At 62.6% G+C, this 22,186-nt stretch carries 21 protein-coding genes; 12 read left to right on the forward strand and 9 right to left on the reverse strand.

The genetic code is table 11. From position 1 onward, the window contains the following. Positions 1–118: 118 nt before the first annotated feature. The 3 genes from BRAS3843_RS03715 to BRAS3843_RS03725 all read right to left on the reverse strand — a co-directional run bounded on the left by BRAS3843_RS03715 (position 119) and on the right by BRAS3843_RS03725 (position 4,142). A complete protein-coding gene (locus BRAS3843_RS03715) occupies positions 119–1,756 on the reverse strand; it encodes a CocE/NonD family hydrolase (protein ID WP_175361079.1) in 1,638 nt (545 codons plus the stop codon). A 117-nt stretch (positions 1,757–1,873) separates the two neighbouring features. Next, entirely contained in the window at positions 1,874–2,704 is an 831-nt protein-coding gene (locus tag BRAS3843_RS03720) for a creatininase family protein (RefSeq protein WP_008967384.1), read from the reverse strand. 205 nt (positions 2,705–2,909) lie between these two features. Then, positions 2,910–4,142 carry a LysR family transcriptional regulator gene (locus BRAS3843_RS03725; RefSeq protein ID WP_244425109.1) on the reverse strand — a complete coding sequence of 411 codons (1,233 nt, stop codon included), beginning with the start codon at positions 4,140–4,142 and terminating at the stop codon, positions 2,910–2,912. Here BRAS3843_RS03725 and BRAS3843_RS03730 point away from each other — a divergent pair. The 10 genes from BRAS3843_RS03730 to BRAS3843_RS03775 all read left to right on the forward strand — a co-directional run bounded on the left by BRAS3843_RS03730 (position 4,044) and on the right by BRAS3843_RS03775 (position 14,031). Further along, positions 4,044–4,373, forward strand: a complete 330-nt coding sequence (locus BRAS3843_RS03730; protein WP_244425110.1) for a cupin domain-containing protein — start codon at positions 4,044–4,046, stop codon at positions 4,371–4,373. The two genes, BRAS3843_RS03725 and BRAS3843_RS03730, sit on opposite strands and share 99 nt — an antisense overlap. Positions 4,374–4,376: 3 nt before the next feature. Beyond that, on the forward strand, positions 4,377–5,204 hold the full coding sequence (locus tag BRAS3843_RS03735) for a cysteine hydrolase family protein (protein WP_008967387.1): 828 nt from the start codon (positions 4,377–4,379) through the stop codon (positions 5,202–5,204). Then, positions 5,201–6,556 (forward strand): FAD-binding oxidoreductase, encoded by a 1,356-nt coding sequence (locus BRAS3843_RS03740; protein ID WP_008967388.1) that lies wholly within the window; start codon positions 5,201–5,203, stop codon positions 6,554–6,556. Before BRAS3843_RS03735 ends, BRAS3843_RS03740 begins: the two co-directional genes overlap by 4 nt. A 3-nt stretch (positions 6,557–6,559) precedes the next feature. Continuing rightward, the gene (locus tag BRAS3843_RS03745; protein ID WP_008967389.1) at positions 6,560–7,144 is read left to right on the forward strand and encodes an NAD(P)H-dependent oxidoreductase; all 585 of its coding nucleotides are present in this window, start codon (positions 6,560–6,562) and stop codon (positions 7,142–7,144) included. Between the two features lie 346 nt (positions 7,145–7,490). Then, positions 7,491–8,594, forward strand: coding sequence for a hypothetical protein (locus BRAS3843_RS03750; protein ID WP_008967390.1), 1,104 nt, complete (start codon positions 7,491–7,493; stop codon positions 8,592–8,594). Between the two features lie 391 nt (positions 8,595–8,985). Beyond that, positions 8,986–9,981, forward strand: a complete 996-nt coding sequence (locus BRAS3843_RS03755) for an ABC transporter substrate-binding protein (RefSeq protein ID WP_008967391.1) — start codon at positions 8,986–8,988, stop codon at positions 9,979–9,981. A gap of 11 nt (positions 9,982–9,992) precedes the next feature. Beyond that, positions 9,993–10,844: an ABC transporter ATP-binding protein gene (locus BRAS3843_RS03760; protein WP_008967392.1), complete on the forward strand. Its 852-nt coding sequence runs from the start codon at positions 9,993–9,995 to the stop codon at positions 10,842–10,844. Then, a complete protein-coding gene (locus BRAS3843_RS03765) occupies positions 10,841–11,641 on the forward strand; it encodes an ABC transporter permease (RefSeq protein ID WP_008967393.1) in 801 nt (266 codons plus the stop codon). Before BRAS3843_RS03760 ends, BRAS3843_RS03765 begins: the two co-directional genes overlap by 4 nt. After that, the gene (locus BRAS3843_RS03770) at positions 11,638–12,999 is read left to right on the forward strand and encodes an amidohydrolase family protein (protein WP_008967394.1); all 1,362 of its coding nucleotides are present in this window, start codon (positions 11,638–11,640) and stop codon (positions 12,997–12,999) included. Before BRAS3843_RS03765 ends, BRAS3843_RS03770 begins: the two co-directional genes overlap by 4 nt. Positions 13,000–13,017: 18 nt before the next feature. Then, a complete protein-coding gene (locus BRAS3843_RS03775; protein ID WP_008967395.1) occupies positions 13,018–14,031 on the forward strand; it encodes an aromatic ring-hydroxylating dioxygenase subunit alpha in 1,014 nt (337 codons plus the stop codon). Here BRAS3843_RS03775 and BRAS3843_RS03780 read toward each other — a convergent pair. The 6 genes from BRAS3843_RS03780 to BRAS3843_RS03805 are packed head-to-tail and all read right to left on the reverse strand — an operon-like array spanning position 14,028 to position 19,727. Then, positions 14,028–14,924 (reverse strand): SMP-30/gluconolactonase/LRE family protein, encoded by an 897-nt coding sequence (locus BRAS3843_RS03780; RefSeq protein WP_035980753.1) that lies wholly within the window; start codon positions 14,922–14,924, stop codon positions 14,028–14,030. The genes BRAS3843_RS03775 and BRAS3843_RS03780 overlap by 4 nt on opposite strands. Further along, complete coding sequence (locus BRAS3843_RS03785; protein WP_008967397.1) at positions 14,924–15,754, reverse strand: citryl-CoA lyase; 831 nt, start codon at positions 15,752–15,754, stop codon at positions 14,924–14,926. Before BRAS3843_RS03785 ends, BRAS3843_RS03780 begins: the two co-directional genes overlap by 1 nt. A 58-nt stretch (positions 15,755–15,812) precedes the next feature. Beyond that, entirely contained in the window at positions 15,813–17,078 is a 1,266-nt protein-coding gene (locus tag BRAS3843_RS03790) for a CoA transferase (protein ID WP_008967398.1), read from the reverse strand. Positions 17,079–17,131: 53 nt separating this feature from the next. After that, positions 17,132–18,154: an ABC transporter substrate-binding protein gene (locus BRAS3843_RS03795; RefSeq protein ID WP_008967399.1), complete on the reverse strand. Its 1,023-nt coding sequence runs from the start codon at positions 18,152–18,154 to the stop codon at positions 17,132–17,134. 24 nt (positions 18,155–18,178) lie between these two features. Then, positions 18,179–18,952: an ABC transporter permease gene (locus tag BRAS3843_RS03800; RefSeq protein WP_008967400.1), complete on the reverse strand. Its 774-nt coding sequence runs from the start codon at positions 18,950–18,952 to the stop codon at positions 18,179–18,181. Next, complete coding sequence (locus BRAS3843_RS03805; protein WP_008967401.1) at positions 18,936–19,727, reverse strand: ABC transporter ATP-binding protein; 792 nt, start codon at positions 19,725–19,727, stop codon at positions 18,936–18,938. The genes BRAS3843_RS03800 and BRAS3843_RS03805 overlap by 17 nt, the downstream gene beginning before the upstream one ends. 168 nt (positions 19,728–19,895) lie before the next feature. Between BRAS3843_RS03805 and BRAS3843_RS03810 the strand changes: the two genes are divergently transcribed. Then, a complete protein-coding gene (locus tag BRAS3843_RS03810) occupies positions 19,896–20,585 on the forward strand; it encodes an IclR family transcriptional regulator (RefSeq protein WP_008967402.1) in 690 nt (229 codons plus the stop codon). 267 nt (positions 20,586–20,852) lie between these two features. Beyond that, complete coding sequence (locus tag BRAS3843_RS03815; protein WP_008967403.1) at positions 20,853–21,599, forward strand: haloacid dehalogenase type II; 747 nt, start codon at positions 20,853–20,855, stop codon at positions 21,597–21,599. Positions 21,600–22,186: the final 587 nt, after the last annotated feature.

The raw sequence follows: 22,186 nt of genomic DNA on the forward strand, positions 1-22,186 counted from the left end.
GACCGGGCGGAAACGCTGATACTCACGATTGTTGCCTGTACGCTGTCGTCAAAGCTGCGGCAGGCACGATCGATCACCTGCGAACGTTCGAGACGCCGGCAAGGGCCGACACGAATGCCTAAGAGCCGGCCCGATATCTGTCGGAACCGATGTCTGAAGCGGACCCGACAGGCAGCCGGAGAAGGGAAGCCCGTGATGGACCATGATGGACCGCAATTGTGGTCACGACGGCATGCGTTTTTGGGGTCATCACCGGATCTTCGCCCGTTCCCGGATTGACGGGATACGCCGGATAGTCCGCGCCCGCGATGGAGAGACGCAGCCGCTCGCCCTTCTTGAGCGTCGCGCACGTAGTGGCCAACTTCAGCTGATATCGACCGGCCCTCGCTTTGCGATAGTGCGCATATCCGCTGGAAATCTGGAAGACTTTGTCATCTGAGGTCACGACCGAAAGAATACATGAAAGATCAAAGCTGGGGCGATCACAGCTCAAGTCGAGTTCGACCGCGGGTTCGCCAACGATCTCTATCGAAGTCTCGAGGGCTTGCGTCGTGAAGGTGAGCACGTCGCCGCGTTCATCGGTCATCCGGCGGTCGACTGGCCCGGTCGGCACGCCATAGTAGCCGCCGGTGGTCGGTGCGGGCCGCCAGGGATCATGAACGATATGCTCGACATGGTCATCCGAGGCCTGACGAAGGCCAAGGGAGCCATCCTGAGGGTCCATCGATGTCCGACCCGTGCCGCCCAGCAACAGGGCCTGCGTGGTATTAGGTAGGTCTTGGTATTGGCGCCATGTTTTCAGGCCCATGTCGAAAAGCTCGATCCTTCGGTGTTCCGCTTCACGCGGCGAGCCCTTGAGGACGCGGTCAAAGAACCGGATGTGATCGATGTCCACGTTGCGCTGCGCCTCGGGACCGAAGTCGACCGAGCCCACCTTTCGCGTCCAGGGGAAGTGGATCCAGGGTCCGACAATCAGTCTGATGTCCTCGCTGCTGGTTGCGAGAGCTTGGAAGGACTCGACTGTCGCCGGCAGGAAAGGGTCGAACCAGCCACCGACGAACAGCATCGGCAGATGGCGGGCGCGAATGGCGTCGACATGTGTCACGGGCGAAATGCGGTGCCAATACGGTGAATCGACCGGGGTTTCGAGCCAGTCCATGACGTGTGAATAATGCCGGTACTTCTGCAATAGCTGTGGCATCGCCGCGACCGGCCCATTGAACGGCAGGTTGCTTCCGGCGGCCTGAAGGACACTGAACGCCTCGTCGTCGCCTGCGCGTCGTGCGGCCTCGGCCGTGATCTGAATGCCCCAGCCGATCATGTGCTTCATCTGGAGGGCGCCGTTCTCGTAGGCCCAGTGCGCCGGATTCCAAGGGCCCATCGCCGGCGCGAGCGCCTTCAGCGACGGGCAGTCGCCCGCAGCCGCAAGCAGTTGGTTGTAGGCTTGATAGGAAAAGCCGTACATCCCGACGTCGCCGTTCGCACCATCGAGACGCGCCGCCCATTCAACCGTCTCGGCGCCGTCCTCGATTTCGGTTTCGCCTGGTCGAAATGTCCCCTCCGACGTGCCGCGTCCCCTGACGTCTTGCACCACGACGATATAGCCGTGTGCGGCGTACCAGGCAGGATGCGCATAACAGATGCTGCAGGCGATGCGCCTGCTGTAGGCCTGGCGCTGAAGCAGAACCGGGTAGGATCCCGGCGCCGCCGGGCGATAGACGTCCGCATCGAGACGTGCGCCGTCCTTCAACGTCAAGGTCTCGATCTCAGGCGGAAGGACCGGGAGCTGGATAGATTTTGCTGACATCTGTTCGGACTTCGTCGAAGTGAACTCTTAGATGCGAACGGTTCGAATCGCCGGCCTGCCGCAGACTCAATCTTTGATCGGCGGCGCCGAGGCCGCTGTCGTCCTGATGCGAGAGAGCGGATACTTATCGACCTCGGAGATCAGCTTGATCAGGCGATTGGCGGCGCGGTCGATCGCTTGTTGGCCACGCTTGTCATCTGCGAGGGCCGCATTACCGCATGCTCCCTTGGGGTTGATGTCCTGCATTTGCCAACCGAATCCGACTGCGTGGCTCTCCGGCATCAGGATTTCGCATTCCGTCTCCAGGGTGTGGGACAGAGACTGAAAATCCTCCGCAAGGGTCATGTCGACCAGACCGGGATGAAGATAGAGCATCGCGCTGGTCTCGATTTCTCCGGCATGGATTCCGTGCTTGCGCTCGGTCGCGGTGAAAAGGTCGGACATGTCTGTGAAACGCGACCATTGCGAGGAGATGGCGAGCATTCCCAGCCTGACACGGAGCTCGCGGCAGACGATCTCCATGACTTGCGGCTGTCCTCCGTGCGAATTGACGAAGACGACCTTGCGGACTCCGGCTCTGTGAACGCTTTCGCAGACTTCGTACCAAAGGCGCCCGAGCGTTTCCGCCGACAGCGCCAACGTCCCTGGAAACGCGGAATGCTCGTTCGATTTTCCGATAGACATGGTTGGCAGGATGAGCGCCGGAAAGTCGTCGGCCATCCGCGCAACTGCGTGCTGCATGATGCCGTCAACGATGGCGGTGTCAACGCGGACGGGCAGATGTGGTCCGTGTTGCTCGACGGCGCCGACCGGCAGGACAGCGACGATCTTCTCCATGTCGAGGCGACCGAAGTCCTCGGTAGAAAGGTCCCACCACCAGTGCGATTTCAGCTTCATCTCAGTCGCTTTCCGTTCCGGCCGGGTCGCTGCGCATCTTGGTGCCCCCCACGCTTGCGCCAACGCGTTCAGACGGTCCCAGTGTCAGCCATCCGCACGGGCATGATAAGCGCTTAATTTAGCTTGTTGTGTTGCCCTTTCGGCAACGCGATGTGGTCCGTAGACGGCTGCCATCATTACCCTGCGCGCCACCGGTGGCCGCCATTTACTCGGCAACGTCCCTGATCATGGCCTTCAGCATCTCTGCCAACACGCTCGCGATCGCGCTGGTCCCGCGAATATGGCCGATCAGCATCAGCGCCTGAGTATCGTGGGAGAGCTCTCGAATGGTCACATAGGTCAGCCGCCCGGCACGCCGCTCAGACTCGACGTCGAACGGCGTCAGAAACGTGATCCCGTCGTTCAAAATGACAGCGTGCCGCATGATCTCGATCGAGTTCGTCTCGATCGCCGGCTGCAGGTCGATCGCGACGCGGGCGAAAGCCGTATCGAGATAGGGCCGGATCGCACTGGTGCTGTCGGCGATGACCAGCGGGTAATCGGTGCAATCGCTGAGGCGGATGCTGGTTCGCTTGGCCAGCGGGTGATTGGGCGCCATGACTGCGCCGAGCCGACCGACGCCTCGGGCCAGGACTTTCAGGCTGCTGTCCTTGCCGAAGTCGAATCCGATGCCGAGATCCGCTTCACCATTGGCAACGGCGAGCTGGATCTCCGCTCCCGTATTGAACAGCGTCAGATTGAGCTTGACCCTCGGATTGGCAGCTCGAAATTCCTTGACTGTACTGGGGACGAGGTTCGAGGCGAGACCGCTCATCATCGCCACTGTGATCTCGCCCCGACGCAGGCCCTTCAATTCCTCGATCTTGATCTGTGTGCGGGTCAGCTCCTTGAGCGTCTGACGAACATGTCCGATCAGCACTTCGCCGGCGGCGGTGAGGATCAGCTTCTTGGGAAGACGCTGGAAGATCGGCGTTCCGAGCTGGGTTTCGAGTGCCAGAATTTGGCGACTGATAGCCGACGCTGCGACATTCAGACGGTCCGCGGCCTTGCGTATCGAGCCCGTACGGGCGACCTCATCGACATAGTTCAGCAGCCGGCTGTGAAGCATCCTTGCCCCCAATGGATTGCGAAGGATGGCGTTTCGTTGCCGAAAAGGCAACGGGTCTGTCGAATTAAAGCGCTTTGAAGTGACGTTGGGGCATGCGACATGCGTGATGACGACACGCGCACGGTCGAAGGAAATCATCATATGTCGTTCAGCGTTGCCGAACTCACGCGTGCGAAAGCCTTTCGCATTTCGCCGAAGGACACCAACTATTTCGCAGTCCTGTTCGATCAGGTGACGGACCGGATCGGCAACATCTTCGTCATCGAGATTTTCCAACCTGGTGGGGCGACGCCGCCCAACGAACATGCTTCCGCGCACGAGTTTTTTCACGTGTTGCACGGGGTGGGCGTCGCGCGCTGCGACGGCAAGGTTCTGCCGATCAAGAAAGGGGACTCGCTCTTGTTGCATCCCGGCTCCGAGCACGTCATCGAGAATACGGGACCAGGCAAGCTCTACACGCTTACCGTGATGACGCCCAACGAGGGCTTTTCCGAATTGATCCGCAGCGGCGAGCCGGTGGAGCTCGACGCGGAGGATATCCGCGTTCTGCAAGGGCTCTGATCCATGGACGCGGTATCGACCGATCCTGCCGTCAACGACGAAGGCTTGCTGCCGCTCGGATCGACCGGATCAAATAGCTGGATGGTTTCCGACGAGCGCGCCAATCTGGTGCGGCAAGTGGTCCTGCCACGACCGATCACGGTCCAGGCGCAGGGCAAGCTGATCACGTTCGACCTTGCCCGCACTGCGCTCGTCGTCGTCGATATGCAGAACGACTTCTGCCACTCCGAAGGTTGGCTGGCGCACATCGGCGTCGATATCGCGCCGGCACGCCGTCCGATCGCGCCGTTGCGCCGGTTGGTTCCGATGCTGCGCGGCTCTTCGGTGCCGATCATCTGGCTCAATTGGGGCAATCGGCCCGACCGTCTCAACCTCAGCCCGTCGCTGCTGCATGTCTACAAACCGAGCGGCGTTGGCATTGGTCTGGGTGACGCGCTGCCGGGCTCGGGGGCAAAGGTGCTGGAGCGGGGCAGTTGGTCGGCGGCCATTGTCGATGAGCTTCCGGTCGCGCCCACCGACATCCATGTCGCGAAGTACCGGATGTCCGGATTCCAGGACACGGAGCTCGACAGCATTCTTCGCAATCTCGGCGTGACCACGCTGCTGTTCGCGGGCGTGAACGCCGATCAGTGCGTGCTCTGCACCCTGCAGGATGCGAATTTCCGAGGCTACGATTGCGTGCTTCTGGAGGACTGTGCCGCCACGACGTCGCCCGACTACTGCATGGCCGCAACGATCTACAATGTTAACCAGTGCTTTGGCTTCGTGGTCAGATCCGAGGTCATTGCGTCTGAACTCGCCCAGCCTCCATCCAGGTGTGACCGATCATGAGCGATGTCGCAGTCGATGCGCTGGACCGGCTTGTGGCCGATCTCGGCGACATTCCGGTCGTCACCGAACAGAAGGTCCTGCGCCGGAGGTCGCGTGACTTCTTCTGGTATAGCCCCATCCTGAATGCGCAGCTCGATGGCAAGTCGGCCGATCTGATCGCATTGCCCCGCAACGAGGACGACGTGATTCGGATCGCATCCGTCTGCGCCCGCCATCGGGTGCCGGTCACTGTGCGTGGAGGAGGGACCGGCAATTACGGGCAGGCTGTGCCACTCGAAGGAGGTGTTCTCCTTGATATCTCGGGGCTTGAAACCATCGAATGGATCAAGCCGGGCGCCGTCCGGGTCGGCGCGGGCGCCAAGATGAATGCGATCGATGCCGCAGCGCAGGCCGAGGGGTGGGAGCTGCGGCTGCATCCATCGACCAAGCGCATGGCGACGATCGGCGGCTTTGTCGCGGGCGGGTCGGGCGGGATCGGATCCGTGACCTATGGCGGCTTGCGGGAGCCGGGCAACATTCTGGCAGCGCGGATCGTGACCCTCGAGGAGCAGCCGCGCGTGATCGAATTGCGTGGCGACGCCGCACAGAAGGTCAATCGCGCCTATGGCACCACCGGCATCATCACGGCGCTGGAAATGCCGCTGGCGCCGGCGTGGAACTGGATCGACGTCGTGGTCGCCTTTGACGATTTCATCGAAGCTGCGGCGTTCGGTTACGAGGCTGCTCTCGCCGATGGGATCGTGAAGAAGGTTCTCTCGCCCATCACCTGGCCATTGCCCTCCTATTTTGGCGCGCTGAAGCCGCATTGCCCCGAGGGTAAGAGCGTGCTGATGGCGATGATCGCCGCGCCGTCTCTTGAGAGTTTCAGGTCGCTTCTCGGCGGCCGCGGCACGATCACGCTGGAGACGCCGACCGATGACAGCCCGAGCCGGGTCCCGCTCTATGAATATTGCTGGAATCACACCACGCTGCAGGTCTTGAAGAGCGATCGCTCCGTGACCTACCTGCAATGTCTCTACCCTCATGACCGTGTGCTGGAAAAGGTCGCCGAGATGCGCGAGCTGTTTCCGGATGAGGCCCTGCAGCACCTCGAATTCATTCGCTTTGGCGGCCGGGTCACGTGCAGCAGCTTGCCGGTGATCCGCTTCACCGATGCGGACCGTCTGAACGAAATCATCCGTCTGCACGAGGAGCGCGGTGTCTTCATCGCCAATCCACACGTGTTCACGATTGAGGACGGCAGCCGCTACAAGCGCGCCGATGCGGACCAACTCGGCTTCAAGCATGAGGTCGATCCACACGGCCTGCTCAATCCCGGCAAGATGCGGAGCTTTGTTAGCGCGAGGGGATGAGCGATGCGCGTACTTTACGTGTATTGCCATCCGCTCGCCGACGGCTTCCATGCGGCCATTCGAGCCGAGGCGCTCGCCGGGCTCGCCCGGGCCGGGCATACGGTGGATCTGCTCGATCTCTATGCCGAGGGGTTTGATCCCGTCCTGAACGCGGAGCGCCGCCGCGACTACCACGATCCCGTGCGCAACCGGCTCAACAACGAGGCCTATGCCGCGCGCCTGATGGCGGCGAACGCGCTGATCGTGCAGTTTCCGACCTGGTCGTTCGGACCCCCGGCGATGCTCAAAGGCTGGTTCGACCGCATGTTCGGCCCGGGCATCGCGCTCGATCTCTCAGATCCAGGTCATGCGAAGCCGATGCTGCAACACATCGAACGCATTACGGGCATCGCGACCTATGGCCGGCCGCGCTGGCAGGCGATCGGCATGGCCGATCCGCCGCGCAAGATCATCAAGCGCTATCTGCCGTGGTTCACCGGCGGCAAGGCGCGCGTGCGCTATTACGCGCTTTACCACATGAACGTCGCGACCGCGGAGAAGCGCAGGCGCTTTCTTGCAAAGGTAGCGCGGGAAATGAGCCGGTTCTAGCCGCGTCTCGCGAAGCGCATCACGCCGCGCGCGTGGACGCGATTGACCATGCAGCCTGCTACTAACGAACAGATCAGCTACGTGTTCGACGCCGCCGGCGGACGTTGTCGTGCATCAGCAATGTTGGTGCAGCATGTCAGCAAATATTCGCGCGTGATCTGAAAGGCAACGCATTGCTCGAATCAAAATGCTTCTAGGCGACAGCCTGCCTGTGCATCTTGAGGACGGGCGAGGACGCAGTCGTCGGGGGACGCTCCTTGTAAAATGCTCGATCGGAAGCCGTGGCGACGAAGCCGTCGCTGCGAACGGTTGCGAGCGCCCGCTTGTCAAACCAGGGGCACACTCAATGTTCGATCTTCGACGATTCCTGACTGCGGCGGCTCTGTCGCTGATTGCTCTGACTGCAAATGACTTTGTCCGCGCGGACGATCTGGCGGTCAAGTCCGTCAAGAAGACGCCCTATCTTCCGTTCTTTCTCGTGGTCGATGACCGCCTGACATATGCGTGGATGCCAAAGGCAACTGATCCTGGTCTTTTCAGCGTTCGACCGAACGGAAGCGTCAACGGTACCACGGCGAAGCAGGTCTACGCTTTCACGCATTTCGACATCTGGGCGTATGGTACCAATTTCCTCTCAGTCTCCATGATGAAGTCGGATCATAACGATCCGGCCAATCCGTGCCTTACCAACTCGTCCGGCGCCATCGTGAGCAGCGTATCCGGCTTGCCGGCCAGTTGCGCCGGGATGACTGAAATTTATGGTCTGTTTCGTTCGACTTTCGGGTGGAACGAGATATTCAACACCAAGGCTTTTGCGATCGGGCCGCTCCACAACATTTCTTTCGACGTCGGCATGGACGCAAACACGGAAAACAGCTTCTTGGCGAACTCCAAACGCGCCGTCGTGGCCGGTCTGCAGTTTGCCTTTGACCTGCCTTACAAGGGCTACTTCAACGTCGCGCCGCTGGCTTACTGGGAATATTCCAGCCGCAACGCCTTCGCACAATGCGGCCTCTTCGGAGCTGGCATTCCTTATCCCGCGGCCGGCGCCACCTGTCTCACCGACGGCGAGCGAAGTTTCGATCCCACCTGGTCGGTCGAAGCCAATTACTACATGGATCTAGGCTTCTTGCCGGAGAACATGCAGTTCTGGTCGATCAGCGGCCGAGCCGCCTGGCAGGGACCAAAAGGTTACGAGAAGAACCCGGTCGTCAGCACGCCCACTGTAGTGACGCTGAACTCGGAGCCCATTCGGCTGACATTCGATGCGAGCAAGGCACTCTGGGGACCGCGCTACGCCCACTTCGTCGATCTCTGGGTTGCGTACCGCTACTGGCAGAACAAGTTCGGCCTCGATCATAATCGCAGCTCAAGCTGTCTTTTCAAAGGAAGCAGCAACAACAGCTGCGCGGAAGAGACGGTTTATGCCGGCGTCACCATGAAGTTCTGACGAACTCGGTGCCGGTGACGACTTGGTCACCGGCACGAGGCCCTTCGCCCTCGCAGCCACCTTGTGCCTATCTCTGGCAGCCAGTTGCCCATGAAATCAGCATCGCTGCGCGGGCAACAAGATGCGCAGGAATACTGGATACGTTCCTGCCAAGCCCATGTTCGGCTCTGCTTAATGGACCGGGAGTTGCGAAGGGGATGGGTCGATGGAGCGCGATCGATCTCGTCGGCCGAAGTCAACTGCACACGAAAGGGGCGTTGCTCGAAAGGCAACAGATTGCTCGAATTAAAATGCTTTGAGGTGACAGTCTGCTTAGGCATCCTAAAAGCTCGGAAGTCTCTCAGGACACTGCTCGCCGGTCGGCGCCGGCGAGATGCAGAAGGGCATAAGTATGGCTGTGAAAACTCTGTCCAGAATGATCGCAGCCGGTCTGTTGGCGAGCGCAGCATTGGCCGCCGCTTTCACGCCGGCGCGGGCTGCCGACAAGGTAACGTTCCTGACGAGCTGGTTCGCGCAAGCCGAACATGGCGGGTTCTACCAGGCCAAGGCGACCGGGCTGTACGAGAAGGCCGGCCTGGATGTCACGATCAAGATGGGCGGCCCGCAGGTGAACGGCTCACAGCTTCTGCTGGCTGGCGATACCGATTTCATGATGGGCTACGACATCCAGGTTCTCAAGGGACGCGAGCAGAACCTGCCGCTTGTGACAGTCGCTTCCTCGTTCCAGTTCGACCTGCAGGGCATCATGGCCCATGACGACGTCGCCGATCTCGGCGCGCTCAAGGGGCAGCCGATCCTGATTGCCGGATCGGCGCGCACGACATTCTGGCCCTGGCTGCGTACCAAATACGGCTATACCGACGACCAGATCCGCCCCTATACCTTCAATCTGCAGCCCTTCTTCGCCGACAAGACGGTGGCCCAGCAGGCCTATCCGTCGTCCGAGCCGTATCAGGCCGAGCAGCAACACGAGAAGGTCAAGTTCTTCCTGCTCGCCGATGGCGGCTATCCGCCTTATGGCTCAACAATCGTCACGACCGAGAAGATGATCGCTGAAAAGCCCGGCGTGGTGGAGCGGTTCGTCAAGGCCTCGCTGGAAGGCTGGTACGACTACATGAAGGATCCCGCGCCCGGAAATGCGCTGATCAAGGCCGACAACCCGAAGATGACGGACGGGCAGCTCGCGTTCGCGATCGAGCGAATGAAGCAGATGAAGGCCATCGACCGCGGCGACGCCGCAACGCTCGGTGTCGGCATCATCACGGCCGACCGATACAAGCAGATCTACGATTTTCTGGTCGCCGGCGGCCTGCTTGATCCGAAGGTGGATTGGCAGAAGTCGTTCGATGACCGGTTCGTCAGGAACCTGAAGATCGGTCTGAAATAAGGGAAGCTGAGATGGCGGCGCTGTTGCCCGTTGAGACATTCGACGAGAGGGCAAAGCAGACGATCGCTGATGACCGGCCGCCGGCGGTCGAGGTCCTGTCTGCCGAGAAAGTTTTTGCCAACGGTGCGCGCGGCCTGGCGCCGATCGACCTTGCCATCGCCGAGGGCGAATTCCTGACCCTGATCGGTCCATCCGGTTGCGGCAAGAGCACCTTGCTCAAGCTGATCGCCAATCTCATCGAGCCCTCCGATGGCCGGCTGTTGTGGTGGCGCGGCGATTTCGCGCAAGTGGGGAAGGAGGGCCGACGCCTCGCCTTCGTGTTCCAGGAGCCGACCTTGATGCCCTGGGCTCGGGTCGAGGCCAATGTCCGCTTGCCGCTCGAGTTCGCCAATATGCCGCGAGCCATCGCGGATCCGAAGGTTGCCGATGCCATTGCGCGCGTCGGCCTCTCTGCATTCAACCGGCATTTTCCGAGGCAGCTCTCCGGTGGAATGAAAATGCGCGTTTCCATCGCCCGTGCCCTGGTCACGAACCCAAATCTCCTGTTGATGGACGAGCCGTTCGGCGCACTCGACGAGTTCACGCGCAACAGGCTCGACGATGATCTCGTCAATCTGTCGTGGGAACGCAAGCTGACCACGGTGTTCGTCACCCATTCGATTTACGAAGCCGTGTTCCTTTCGACCCGGATCATCGTCATGGCCGCCAATCCGGGGCGCATCTTCCGCGTCATGACCATCGATCATCCGCAGCCACGCGATCAGGGATTTCGCGATAGTCCCCAATTTTCAGCCTATTGCCGCGAATTGTCGACGTGGCTCGCCGAGGCGTCCCTGCAATCGGCCGGGGGAGGGCAAAAGTGAAGCCGCTGTTCGAATCCGAGACGTTCGTGTGTATCGCAGCCCCGCTTGCGGTCGGGGTCGTGCTGTTCGCGGTTTGGGAGATCGGTTTTCGGCTAGCTGCCGTTCCCGTCTATCTATTTCCGAAGCCGAGCGACGTTTTTAGCAGCTTCCTGCAACATGGTCCCTCGCTGCTCCGTGCGCTGCTTGTGACCTTGCGCGTGACCCTGCAGGCATTCGTGGCGGCCGTCATTCTCGGCACGCTGATCGCCTTCATGTTCGTGCAGAGCCGGGCGATCGAAGTCAGCCTGTTTCCCTACGCTGTGCTCCTGCAGGTGACGCCAGTGGTGGCGATCGCACCGCTCATCATCATCCTGGTCAAGAACACCCAGCTGTCGCTGACCATCTGTGCCACGCTGGTGGCGCTGTTTCCGATCATCTCGAACACGACGCTCGGCCTGCGCAGCGTTGACCCCGGACTTGCGAGCTTCTTTCGGATGAATCGCGCCAGCCGTTTCAAGACGCTGGTCAAGCTGCGCATTCCCGGCGCGTTGCCCTATTTCTTCGGCGGTTTGCGGATATCGAGCGGCCTCGCGCTGATAGGGGCCGTGGTCGCGGAGTTCGTTGCGGGCACTGGTGGTCGTTCGTCGGGGCTCGCCTACGAAATCCTGGATGCGGGGTTCTCCCTCGATATTCCCCGCATGTTTGCTGCGCTGTTCCTGATCACGCTGACCGGGGTGTTGTTGTTCGCGGCCATGGTCGGGCTGTCGCAACTGGCTTTGTCGAATTGGCACGAGAGTGAGACCAGGACCGAGACATGACCGCGATGCTGATCGACAATGCTGCAGGCATCTTCACCGGCCTGCCCGGCGCCGCAATGCGGACCACTGGCCGGATTCGCATCCGTGACGGTGTGATCGTTGCAATCGGCGCGCTCGCGCCGGAGCCGGGCGAGGAACGGCTCGATGCGCGGGGCGGCGTGGTCTATCCCGGTCTGGTCTCGACGCATCATCATCTGTTCCAGAGCGTCTTGAAGGGCGTACGCTCCGGGATCGACCTGCCGCTGGCCGGCTGGCTGCGCGCGGTGCCCTATCGGTTCTGGTCGAAATTCGACGAGGAGGCGCTCGCGGTCGCGGCCCGGATCGGACTGGTGGAGCTGCTGCTGTCGGGCACGACGACGGTCGCCGACCATCATTATCTCTTCAGCGACACCTTCCGGTTCGACCCGGCTCAGGTGATCTTCGACGTCGCGCGCAGTCTTGGCATTCGCCTGGTGTTTTGCCGCGGTGGCGGCACCACGGCGCGCCACGTCGATACGGACAGATTTGCAGCGATGCCGGTTGAAACGCTCGATCGCATGTTGCAGTCGGTGGAGGCGTGCGCGCAGCGCTTCCACGATTCGTCGCCGAATAGCGTGTCACGGGTTGCGCTGGCGCCGACCACGCCGACCTGGTCGCTCGATCCTGGCGAACTGCGCGAAGTGATCGCGGCAGCGCGTCGGATGGGGGTGCGGCTGCACAGCCATCTGTCGGAAACGGCCGACTATGTCGAGTTCTGCATGTCCGTCCACGGCAAGCGTCCGGTACATTGGCTGGCCGATCACGACTGGCTGGGCGAGGACGTATGGTTCGCGCATCTGGTGCATCTCGATGAGGAGGAGGTGCGGATCCTGGCGAGCACCGGCACCGGAATGGCGCATTGTCCGCAATCCAACTGCCGCCTCGGCTCGGGTGTCGCGCCCGCCGATGCGATGGCGCGCCTCGGCGGTGCGGTCTCGCTCGGCGTCGACGGGGCTGCCTCCAATGAAGCCGCTGACATGCTCTGCGAGATGCACAGCGCCTGGCACACCCATCGGGCAGTGAAGGGTGCGGGCGCCGTGACGGCGGAGGACGTCGTGCACTGGGCAACCGCGGGCGGCGCCCGTGTGCTCGGCATGCCCCACGTCGGCACGCTGGCGCCGGGGCAGCAGGCCGATATCGCCATCTTCAATCTTGATGAACCCCGTCATTTCGGCATGCATGATCCTCTGGTTGCGCCGGTGACCTGCGGCGGCTCGCCGAAACTCCGCTATCTCCTGATCGGCGGCCGTATCGTCGTCGAGGATGGCGGCATCCCTGGGCTCGACCTGCAAAAGCTCAAAACCGATGCCGCGCGCGTCATCACGCGCCTGGCCGCATAGGCTCAGGGAGGACAAGTCATGTTGAGCACGAAGCAGCCCGTGCTGCGCCGGTTCTGGTATGCGCTGATGCCGGTCGATCATCTCAAGGATGGTCCGAAGCCTTTCACCCTGCTGGGCGAGCCGATCGTGCTGTTCCTCGACGCCAAGGGCGAGCCCGCCGCGCTCGAAGATCGGTGCTGCCACCGCACCGCAAAGCTGTCGAAGGGTTGGTGCAACAACGGCAACATCGTCTGCGGCTATCACGGCTGGGAATACGACCGCGACGGCAAGCTGGTGATGATCCCGCAGTTTCCGTTCGAGCAGCCTGTCCCGGAGGCGAAGGCGCGCTCGTTCCGTGCCACGGCCCGCTATGGCTATGTCTGGGTGGCCCTCGATGAGCCCCTGAGCGACATCCCCTCGATCCCCGAGGACGATATGCCGGGCTATCGCCGCATCAATCAGTTCTATGACAAATGGAACACGGCGGCGTTGCGGCTGATGGAAAATTCCTTCGACAATGCCCACTTCGCCTTCGTTCACAAGGGGACCTTCGGCGACATCAACCAGCCCAAGCCGGAGAAGTACGAGATCGTCGAGTCTGATGCCGGCTTCGATGCCGAGACCATCATCACGGTTCGAAACCCGCCCAATGCCTACAGGATCACCGGCACGAAGGAGCCGATGACCAGGCGGCACCAACGCAACAAATGGTTCATGCCGTTCTGCCGTCGTCTCGACATGGAATATCCTTCAGGTATCCGTCACATCATCTTCAACTGCGCGACGCCGATCTCCGATGGACAGATCCAGGTCGTTCAGCTGCTGTTCCGCAACGACACCGAGGTCGACTGTTCGACGCAGGAGCTGATCGACTGGGATGCCGCGATCATCGCCGAAGATCGCGACATGCTGGAATCGACTGATCCCGACGCCATCGTCGATATGGGCCGCAAGATCGAGATGCATATGCCGTCCGACCGTCCCGGCATGATCATGCGCAAGCGCTTGCTCGAGCTCTTTCGGCAGCATGGCGAAGAAGAGCAGCGGTGCTAGAGATCTTCTGGCCAATCCGCCACCAGCAGCGATCCGGTCGATGATTCCGTCACGATCAGTCGTTTGCCGGCCTCATCGAGGGCGATATTGGTGCAGGTGGGACCGGCGCAGGATCTGATGCGCGCGATGCATTCGCCGTTCGGCGCCAGCACGAAGACATGGCCGAGCGAGGCGTGCGCGACGTACAGACGCCCCTTGCTGTCGCGCGCCAGGCCGTCCGGCCCGCTGGTGCCGAAGAAGGAGGCGAAGCGTCCGACTTTGGCGACGCTGCCGTCGCGCATCAAGGGGACGCGCCAGATGCTGTTGTCGCGCGTCATCGCGACGAACAGCACGGCGCCATGGGGATCGAGCACGAGACCGTTCGGACTCGGCCCGTTCGCGATCAGCTTATCCAGCCGGCCATCCGGGCTCAGCCGGAACACCCGGCCGGTCGGATCGTGCAATCCGGTCTGGCCCTGATCGGTGAAGAAGATCTCGCCGGCCGATCCGATGTGAAGATCGTTACAACCCTTGAAGGACTCCGAATTATGGTGGCCGAGAAGGGCACGGATCGTGCCGCGCGCCGGATCCAGCTCCATCAGCCCGTTCATGTAGTCGGCGACTAGGATGCGACCGTCGGCGGTGATCTTGAGGCCGTTCGGCCAGCCTTCATATTCGATGACCAGCGACCACGTCCCGTTGGGCGCCACTTTGAAGATGCGGCCGAAGGGAATGTCGACCAGATAGAGATGTCCATCCCGGTCGAAGGCCGGCCCCTCGATGAAGCTGTCTACAGGGTGTCCACTCTTGTTTGCATCCGCCCAGCCCGAGCGGACGCCGCTCCTTCGGAACTCCGCAGGCATGGTGGAGAACAGGCGTGTCTCGATCAGGCGAGGAGGCGCATCGAGATACATCATGATGAGGTCGCGTCGAGGCCGCGGCGGGGCTCGCCCTCATATTTGTAGCCGAACTGCTTCGGCATCGGCCCCTTGTTTCGATCCTTGCGGCCGGTCTGCTCCCAGGCATGGGCGAGAATGCCGACCGCCCGCGACAGGCAGAAGATGCCGCGGGCGAGCGGCGGTGCGAAGCCGAGTTCGCCATAGATGACGGCGGTGGCGCCGTCGATATTCATTGGGATCAGCTTGCCCTTGCGCGCCTGCATCACACGCTCGATCGCGCGCGCGGCTGCGGCGTAGCGGCCGCTGACGGCACCGTCTGACACGGCCTGATCGACCAGCCCCAGCAAGGGAGCGGCGCGCGGATCGACGGGATGGAAGCGATGGCCGAAGCCCGGCAGATATTTGCTGTGCGTCGTCGTGAAATGGTCAATGGCTTCGGCGGCTGCTGCGTCGATCTCCAACGCTTCGGCGCGTAGTAGCACATCGTCGTAGAGCGCCACCGCCTGCTCGCCGGCGCCACCATGGACATCGTCGAGCGTGTTGATCGCCGACGCCATGGCGCCGTTGAGCGGCAGCCCGCAACTGACCGCCATCTGCGCGATCGCGATCGAGGGCGCATGAGGGCCATGATCGACGGAGGCGACGAGGGCCGCCTGCAGGAGACGTTCCTGGGCGGGCGTCGGCAGATCTCCGCGCAGCATCAGCCAGATCATAGCGGGAAACGAGATTCGGCCGATCAACTCCTCAATCGGATAGCCGCGATAGGCGATGCGGCCTGGTGCGATGTCGCAGATCGATGTCCGCCACCAGCGCGCGGCCTGCGCCAGCGCATCCTGCTCCGTCATGGTCGTTTCCTTTCTTGCCGCGGGCCCTCGCGCAGCGATGCGGCTTTCGTGCGACTGCTCATGTCTCCGCGCCGCCCCTCGGCGCCCGCAGTCCCGACCAGTAAGCGGCGCCATGATTGGGTGTGCCGGCCACACCGCTTGCGACGAGGTCCTCGATATCAGCATAGGAATAGCCGAGCCGCGCCAGCCATCGTTCGGTATCGGCGCCGAGCACCGGCGGTTGGGACGGGGCCGGGTAGTCCTCGTCCAGGCGAAAGCCCGGCCGCGTCACCCGCAGCGGCTGCGCAGCCCCCGGCTCCGCCGGCAGGGTCTCAACGAAGTGGCGGTCGCGCAGCTGCTTCTCTTGCAACACCTCGGCAACGCTGAGCACGCGCCCGGCCGGCACGCCGGCGTCGTTCAATGCCGCCTCCCACTCTTCGGCGGAGCGCGACTGCAGACTCTCGTTCAATTCGTCATTGAGCGCGTTCCGATTGAGCTTGCGCAGGTCACGGCGCGAAAAGCGCGGATCGGTCTTGAGATCGGGCCGACCGATAATGTCGCACAGCGCGTGATATTGCTTGTGCTCATTGGCGGCAATGTTCAAAGGCCCGGTCGCTGTCCGGAACGTGCCAGACGGAGCAGCGGTGAAGTTCTGGTTGCCCATCGGCTGCGGCTCGACGCCTGCATTCAGATGATTGGAGACCACCCAGCCCATCGCGGCCAGGGTCGCCTCGAGCAGGGAGACGTCAATGAAGCGGCCGCGGCCGGTCTGGCGCTGCTCGACCAGCGCCGATGAGATCGCAAACCCTGCGGTCAGGCCGGCGATGGTATCGGAGATCGGAAACCCCGTACGCAAGGGCGCCGATTGCGCATCGCCGGTGACGCTCATCGCGCCCGACAGGCCCTGCACGATCTGGTCATAGGCCGGGCGGCCCGCCCATGGCCCGCTTTGGCCGAAGCCTGAGATCGCGCAATAGACCAGGCGCGGATTGCGCGCGCTCAGCACCTCGAAACCGAGACCCAGCCGCTTCATGACGTTGGGGCGGAAGTTTTCCAGCAGCACGTCGGCTTGATCCACCATGCGCAGGAAGACATCACGTCCCGCCTCGGACTTGAGATCGAGCGCGACCGACTGCTTGCCGGCATTGACGGCGACGAACGACAGTCCCTGCAGTCGCTCGGCGCGCTCGGCATCCGCGCCCAGCCGCCGCGCCAGATCGCCGCCTTTCGGGTTCTCGATCTTGATCACCTCGGCGCCGAGGCGCGCGAGGTGATAGCCGCAGAACGGACCCGCAAGCACGTTCGACAGATCGAGGACACGGACGCCGTTGAGCGGCAGGGACATGATGAACTTCCTTCTCGCGCAGCGCTCGCGTGTGGCGCGACGCGCGCGGTCGATTACTTCAGCTGCTGCGCCGCGTGTTCGACGAAGCGATTGGTGAAGGTCTTGGTGAGATCGATCTTGGCGGCGGCGATCTTGGGGTCGTAATCGCTCAGCACTGCGAGCGGCACCTTGGCGGCTTCGATATCCATCAGGCCGGTTTGCGAGAACAGGGCCTTGGAGGCGTTCAGGATCTCTATGTTGACGTCGCGATTGTCGGTCTTGTAGCCGGCCGGGATCGCATCGACCAGCTGTTCGGTCGGCACCGAATGGATCCAGCGATGGGTCTTGAGCATCGCATTGACCATGCGCTGCGTGGTTTCCGGATTCTTGTCGATGAACGCCTGGGGCAGATAGAGGCAGGCGCTGGGATAGGCGCCGCCGAACGCCTGTTTCGAGCCATCGATCGTCCGTGCATCGAACAGCGGCTTGGCGGAGTTCTTGCGCGCCAGCAGCGTCGCGGTGGGATCGAAATAGACCAGCGCATCGATGGTCTTGGCTTCGAGCGCCACCATGCCGGGAGCACCGCTGCCGACCGCGATGATGCTGACATCGCGCGGCGTCAACCCGGACTTCTTGAGGTAGAAGCGCGCCATCGTGTCGGTCGACGAGCCGGGCGTGGTGATTCCGAGCTTGAGGCCCTTGAGATCGGCGCCGGTCTTGACCTGGTCGGCGAGATCCTTGCGGACGCCGAGCAGCACGCCGGGCGTCTCGTTGAGCAGGAAGACGCAGGTGATCTCCTTGCCCTGGGCCTGCATCTGGATCGTGTGGTCATAGAAGCCGACCGTGCCGTCGACCGAGCCGCCGATCAGCGCCTGCAGTGCCTTGGAGCCACCCGCCTGGAAATTCTCGACGGTGACGTCGAGCCCTTCCTCCTTGAACATGCCGAGCTTCACGCCGAGTTCGAGCGGCATGTAGTTGAGAATCTGTGAGCCGACCGCAAGCTTCAGCTTGGGCTTCTCGGGCTCGGCGGCATGGGCGGCGGCGCCCGATAGGGCGACGGCCAGCATTGCGGCAAACAGGCGAGTTGCGACGCGCATCTTTTTTATCCTCCCCGGTATCGATCAGGCTTCGTGAACATGGGCCGGCCGCCAGACCAAGAGGCGTTTCTCGATCCGGTCGACGATGGCATCGAGCGCGACCACGAAGGCCGACAGCACGACGATTCCGGCAAACACGCCGGTGGCATCGAGCACGCCCTCGGCCTGCGCGATCAGGTGGCCCAGTCCGGCGGACGAGCCGAGATATTCGGCCACCACCGCGCCCATCACGGCCATGCCGACCGAGACGCGCAGGCTCGACAAGATCCAGGTGGTGGCCGAGGGCAGATAGACGTGGCGCAGCAGCGAGGCACGCGATGCCCGCAGCAGCCGGGCATTGGCGAGCACGACCGGATTGACTTCGCGGATACCCTGGAAGGTGTTGAAGAAGGCGACGAACAGCACCAAGGTCACGCCCAGCGCGACCTTGGAGGTCAGGCCGAGACCGAACCAGATCACGAAAATCGGCCCGAGCAGGATGCGCGGGATCGCGTTGAACATCTTGATGAAAGGCTGAACCACGTCAGCGGCAAACGGGCTTAGGCCCAGCCAGATGCCGAGCACCGTGCCGATGCCGATTCCGGCGATGAAGGACAGCACGGTTTCCGCCAGCGTGGTGGCGACATCCGTCCAGAAATCCTGGCTGCTTGCCCATTCGGCGATCCGCGCGGCGAGCGCCGATGGAGCCGGGAAGAAGAAGGAATCGATCAGCCCGGCACGGACGCCTGCCTCCCACAAGCAGATCACGCCGAGCACGATCGCGAGCTGGGTGAGGAGGATCTTAAGCCTGCGTGGCATAGCTCTTCTCCACTTCGGCTCCGAGCAGCGACCAGATCTCGCGATAGAGCGCCATGAATTCGTCGGTGGTCTGCAGCGCCGACACGTCGCGCGGCCGCGGCAGCGAGATCCTGACGTCGCCGACCATGCGGCTGCCGGGGCCGGCCGACATCACCACCACCCGGTCCGCCAGCGTGATGGCCTCGTCGAGATCGTGCGTGATGAAGATCAGCGAGCGCCGGTCGGCCTGCCAGAGTTCGAGCAGGATGCGATGCATCAGGCGGCGGGTGTGGACGTCGAGCGCCGAGAAAGGCTCGTCCATCAGTACGATCCGCGGCTCCATGATCAGGGTCTGGGCCATCGCGACACGCTTGCGCTGGCCACCCGAGAGCTGATGCGGGTAGCGCTTCTCGAAGCCCTTGAGCCCGACCTTGGCGAGCCAGACGCGCGCCTTCTCGCGCGCGTCCGTGATCGGCTTGCCCTGAAAGACGAGGCCGAGCCCGACATTGTCCTCGGCGGTCTTCCACGGCAGCAAGCCGTCCTGCTGCAGCATGTAGCCGGACTGCTCGTTGAGTCCCGCGAGCGCCTTGCCAAAAATGCGGACATCGCCGGCTGAGGGCCGCAGCAATCCGGTGACCGTGTTGAGAATGGTGGACTTGCCACAGCCGGTCGGTCCAACGACCGCAACGAACTCGGTCTCGCCGACCGCGAGATCCATGCTCCGCACAGCAACGAAGTCGCCGAAGCGGATCATCACATTGCTGAGGTCCACCGCCAGCGGGGGCCGCTCATCCATTTGTTTCATCCCGCAGAACTTATTCTGATACGTGCAACTCAATGGCAGCAGCGATCAGGCGAGTCAAGCGGGTTCTGTTCTACAGAATTGGCTTTCATCGTTTTTGATGGACTATGGCCGTCCTTTTCAATATTTGTTCTGTACAGCAGAACTCATGGGGAAGCGGGCTTGGCCAAGACGGGTGTCGATGCGGTGGCGCGTGCGCTGGCGATCCTGAAGGCGTTCAATTCGGATCGTGCAGCGATGTCGTTGACCGAGATTGCGGACGCGACCGATCTCTACAAGAGCACGGTGCTGCGGCTGGCCGCGACGCTCGAAGCCGAGGGATTCCTGGTGCGAGGCGCCGATCGCCTGTTCCGTCCCGGACAGGAGCTGTGGCGGCTCGGCGCGCTGTATCAGCGCAGCCTCGATCTCGGCGATGTGGTCAGGCCATGCTTGCGCCGCCTGGTCGATGCGACCGGCGAGACCGCCTCGTTCTACATCGCCGACGGCAACGAACGCATCTGCCTCTACCGGCTCAACTCGCCACGGTCGGTGCGGCACCATCTCGAGGAGGGCCAGCGGCTTCCGATCGACCGCGGCGCTGCAGGACGCGTTCTCGTCGCTTTCGGCAATGGCGACGACCCCGACAGCCGAGCCATCCGCGCCAGGGGCTTTCATCTGTCTGCAGGCGAACGCGACCCCGAAGTCGCCGCTGCAGCTGTGCCGGTCATCGATGTGCACGGCAAGCTCCGCGGCGCGCTGTCGGTGTCCTCGATCCGCACCCGCTTCGACGAGCAGGCGATCCGGATTGCGATTGAGGCCCTGATGGCCGAAGCGAAAGCGCTGAGCGGATTTCTGCCCCCCGCCGAGGGTTAGAGCGCGCCGGCGCCGCGTGCCGCCTTTGCTCATCTTCAAACCTCTCAACCGCCGCTCGTGCACCGACATGCGCGACCAGGCCGCGCACACACAAAGATGACAAATCGGCGGAGGTCGCAGTCACAACGTGACACTGTGTCACCATTTCGCGGATGCGATTGTTCCCTTCGGAGAATTCCATCCCTACAACCCGTCGTCGATCCGATGTTGCGCCATGGCGCACGATCCGGGCCACCTGGCCGCATGAGATGAACGGAGAGGGAAGCCGTGACGGAACGGGTTTTTGCGAGACATGACCGGGCCCTGGAAGCGGTTCGTGCGCTCGCCTTCGATGTTCAGGGCACGTGCGTGGATTTCTACCAGCCTATCCTGCGCGTGGGTCATGCCTTGAACCAGGCCAAGGGCCTGGATATCGATTGGGCTGCCCTGTCCTCTGAATGGCGCGATCTCTACCGCCAAGCACTCGACCACGTCATCGCGGGTCACCGACCATGGTTGCGTGTGGACCGCATCTATCGCGAAGCTCTGGATACGCTGCTGGAACGCCAGGGACTGTCGGCAGCCTTCACGCCGGCCGAGCGAGATGAGCTCAACCAAATCTGGACCCGGCTTGATCCCTGGCCGGACAGTGTCGAAGGACTGACGCGACTGCGGCGGCGCTTCGTCACAGCCACCCTTTCCAATGCGGGCATGGCCGCGGTGGTCGCGGTGGTCAAGCATGCCGGCCTGCCGTTTGACGCCGTGCTGACGGCTGAGCTTGCACAGAGTTACAAACCGGCTCCTGCGGTTTACCAGCTCGCAGTCGATTACCTCGGCTATCAGCCTGGGGAGATCTTGATGGTCGCATGCCACAAATACGATCTGAAAGCCGCGCGCGCGTTCGGGATGCGCACTGCATTCGTGGCGCGCGAATTGGAATTCGGTCCGGGCGGGAACGTTGATACCGCATCGGAGGCCTGGTTCGATGTCTACACGGACAGCTTTGTCGCTCTCGCCAGCGCATTGCGAGCCTAGCAACTGGCTGGGTTCTCTGCGTAGTCCACCCAAAACGTTGCATCTCAATCCCATACGAGCTTTATTCCGAGTGCGCGCCATCGGGCGCTTTTCCCTCGATCTCTGGTCTGGCGGCGCGACTTCGCGGCCTCGCGGCGCGATCGCGCGTCCGAGCTTTGCCAGATGGACGCCCTTCAATGAGGAGGGCGCAGGGAAGGCCGGGTGCAGGCCGCACCCATGGCCCGCCTGCAACAAGAAAAGCAGGCGGCAGTCACCACAGGATTGGCCGAACATCCGGCCTTCCCTGCGCGATGGTCTTAACGGCTGCTCCGTGCTCTCCCAGGGGACCGGGCTTTCTTGCCCCCTCCGCGCGAGGCGAAGCCTCATCGCTTTCGCGATCACGCGCCTTTAAGGCGCGTTGCGCGGGACACCAGCGTCGGGGTGTCGAGACCACACGGCTTGACCGTCCGCGACCGGGTCGTTCGTCCGCACGCGAAACGCGCACTGCGACCCGATGCGGCCACCGCATCCCACGCTCCACGGTCCGTGACGATCGCGAAACGCCCCTCCAGTGAGCGCGAGACGGCGAAGATGATCGTTCTGATTTG

The sequence above is a fragment of the Bradyrhizobium sp. STM 3843 genome, from assembly GCF_000239815.1.
In the GTDB taxonomy this organism is placed as follows: Bacteria; Pseudomonadota; Alphaproteobacteria; order Rhizobiales; family Xanthobacteraceae; genus Bradyrhizobium.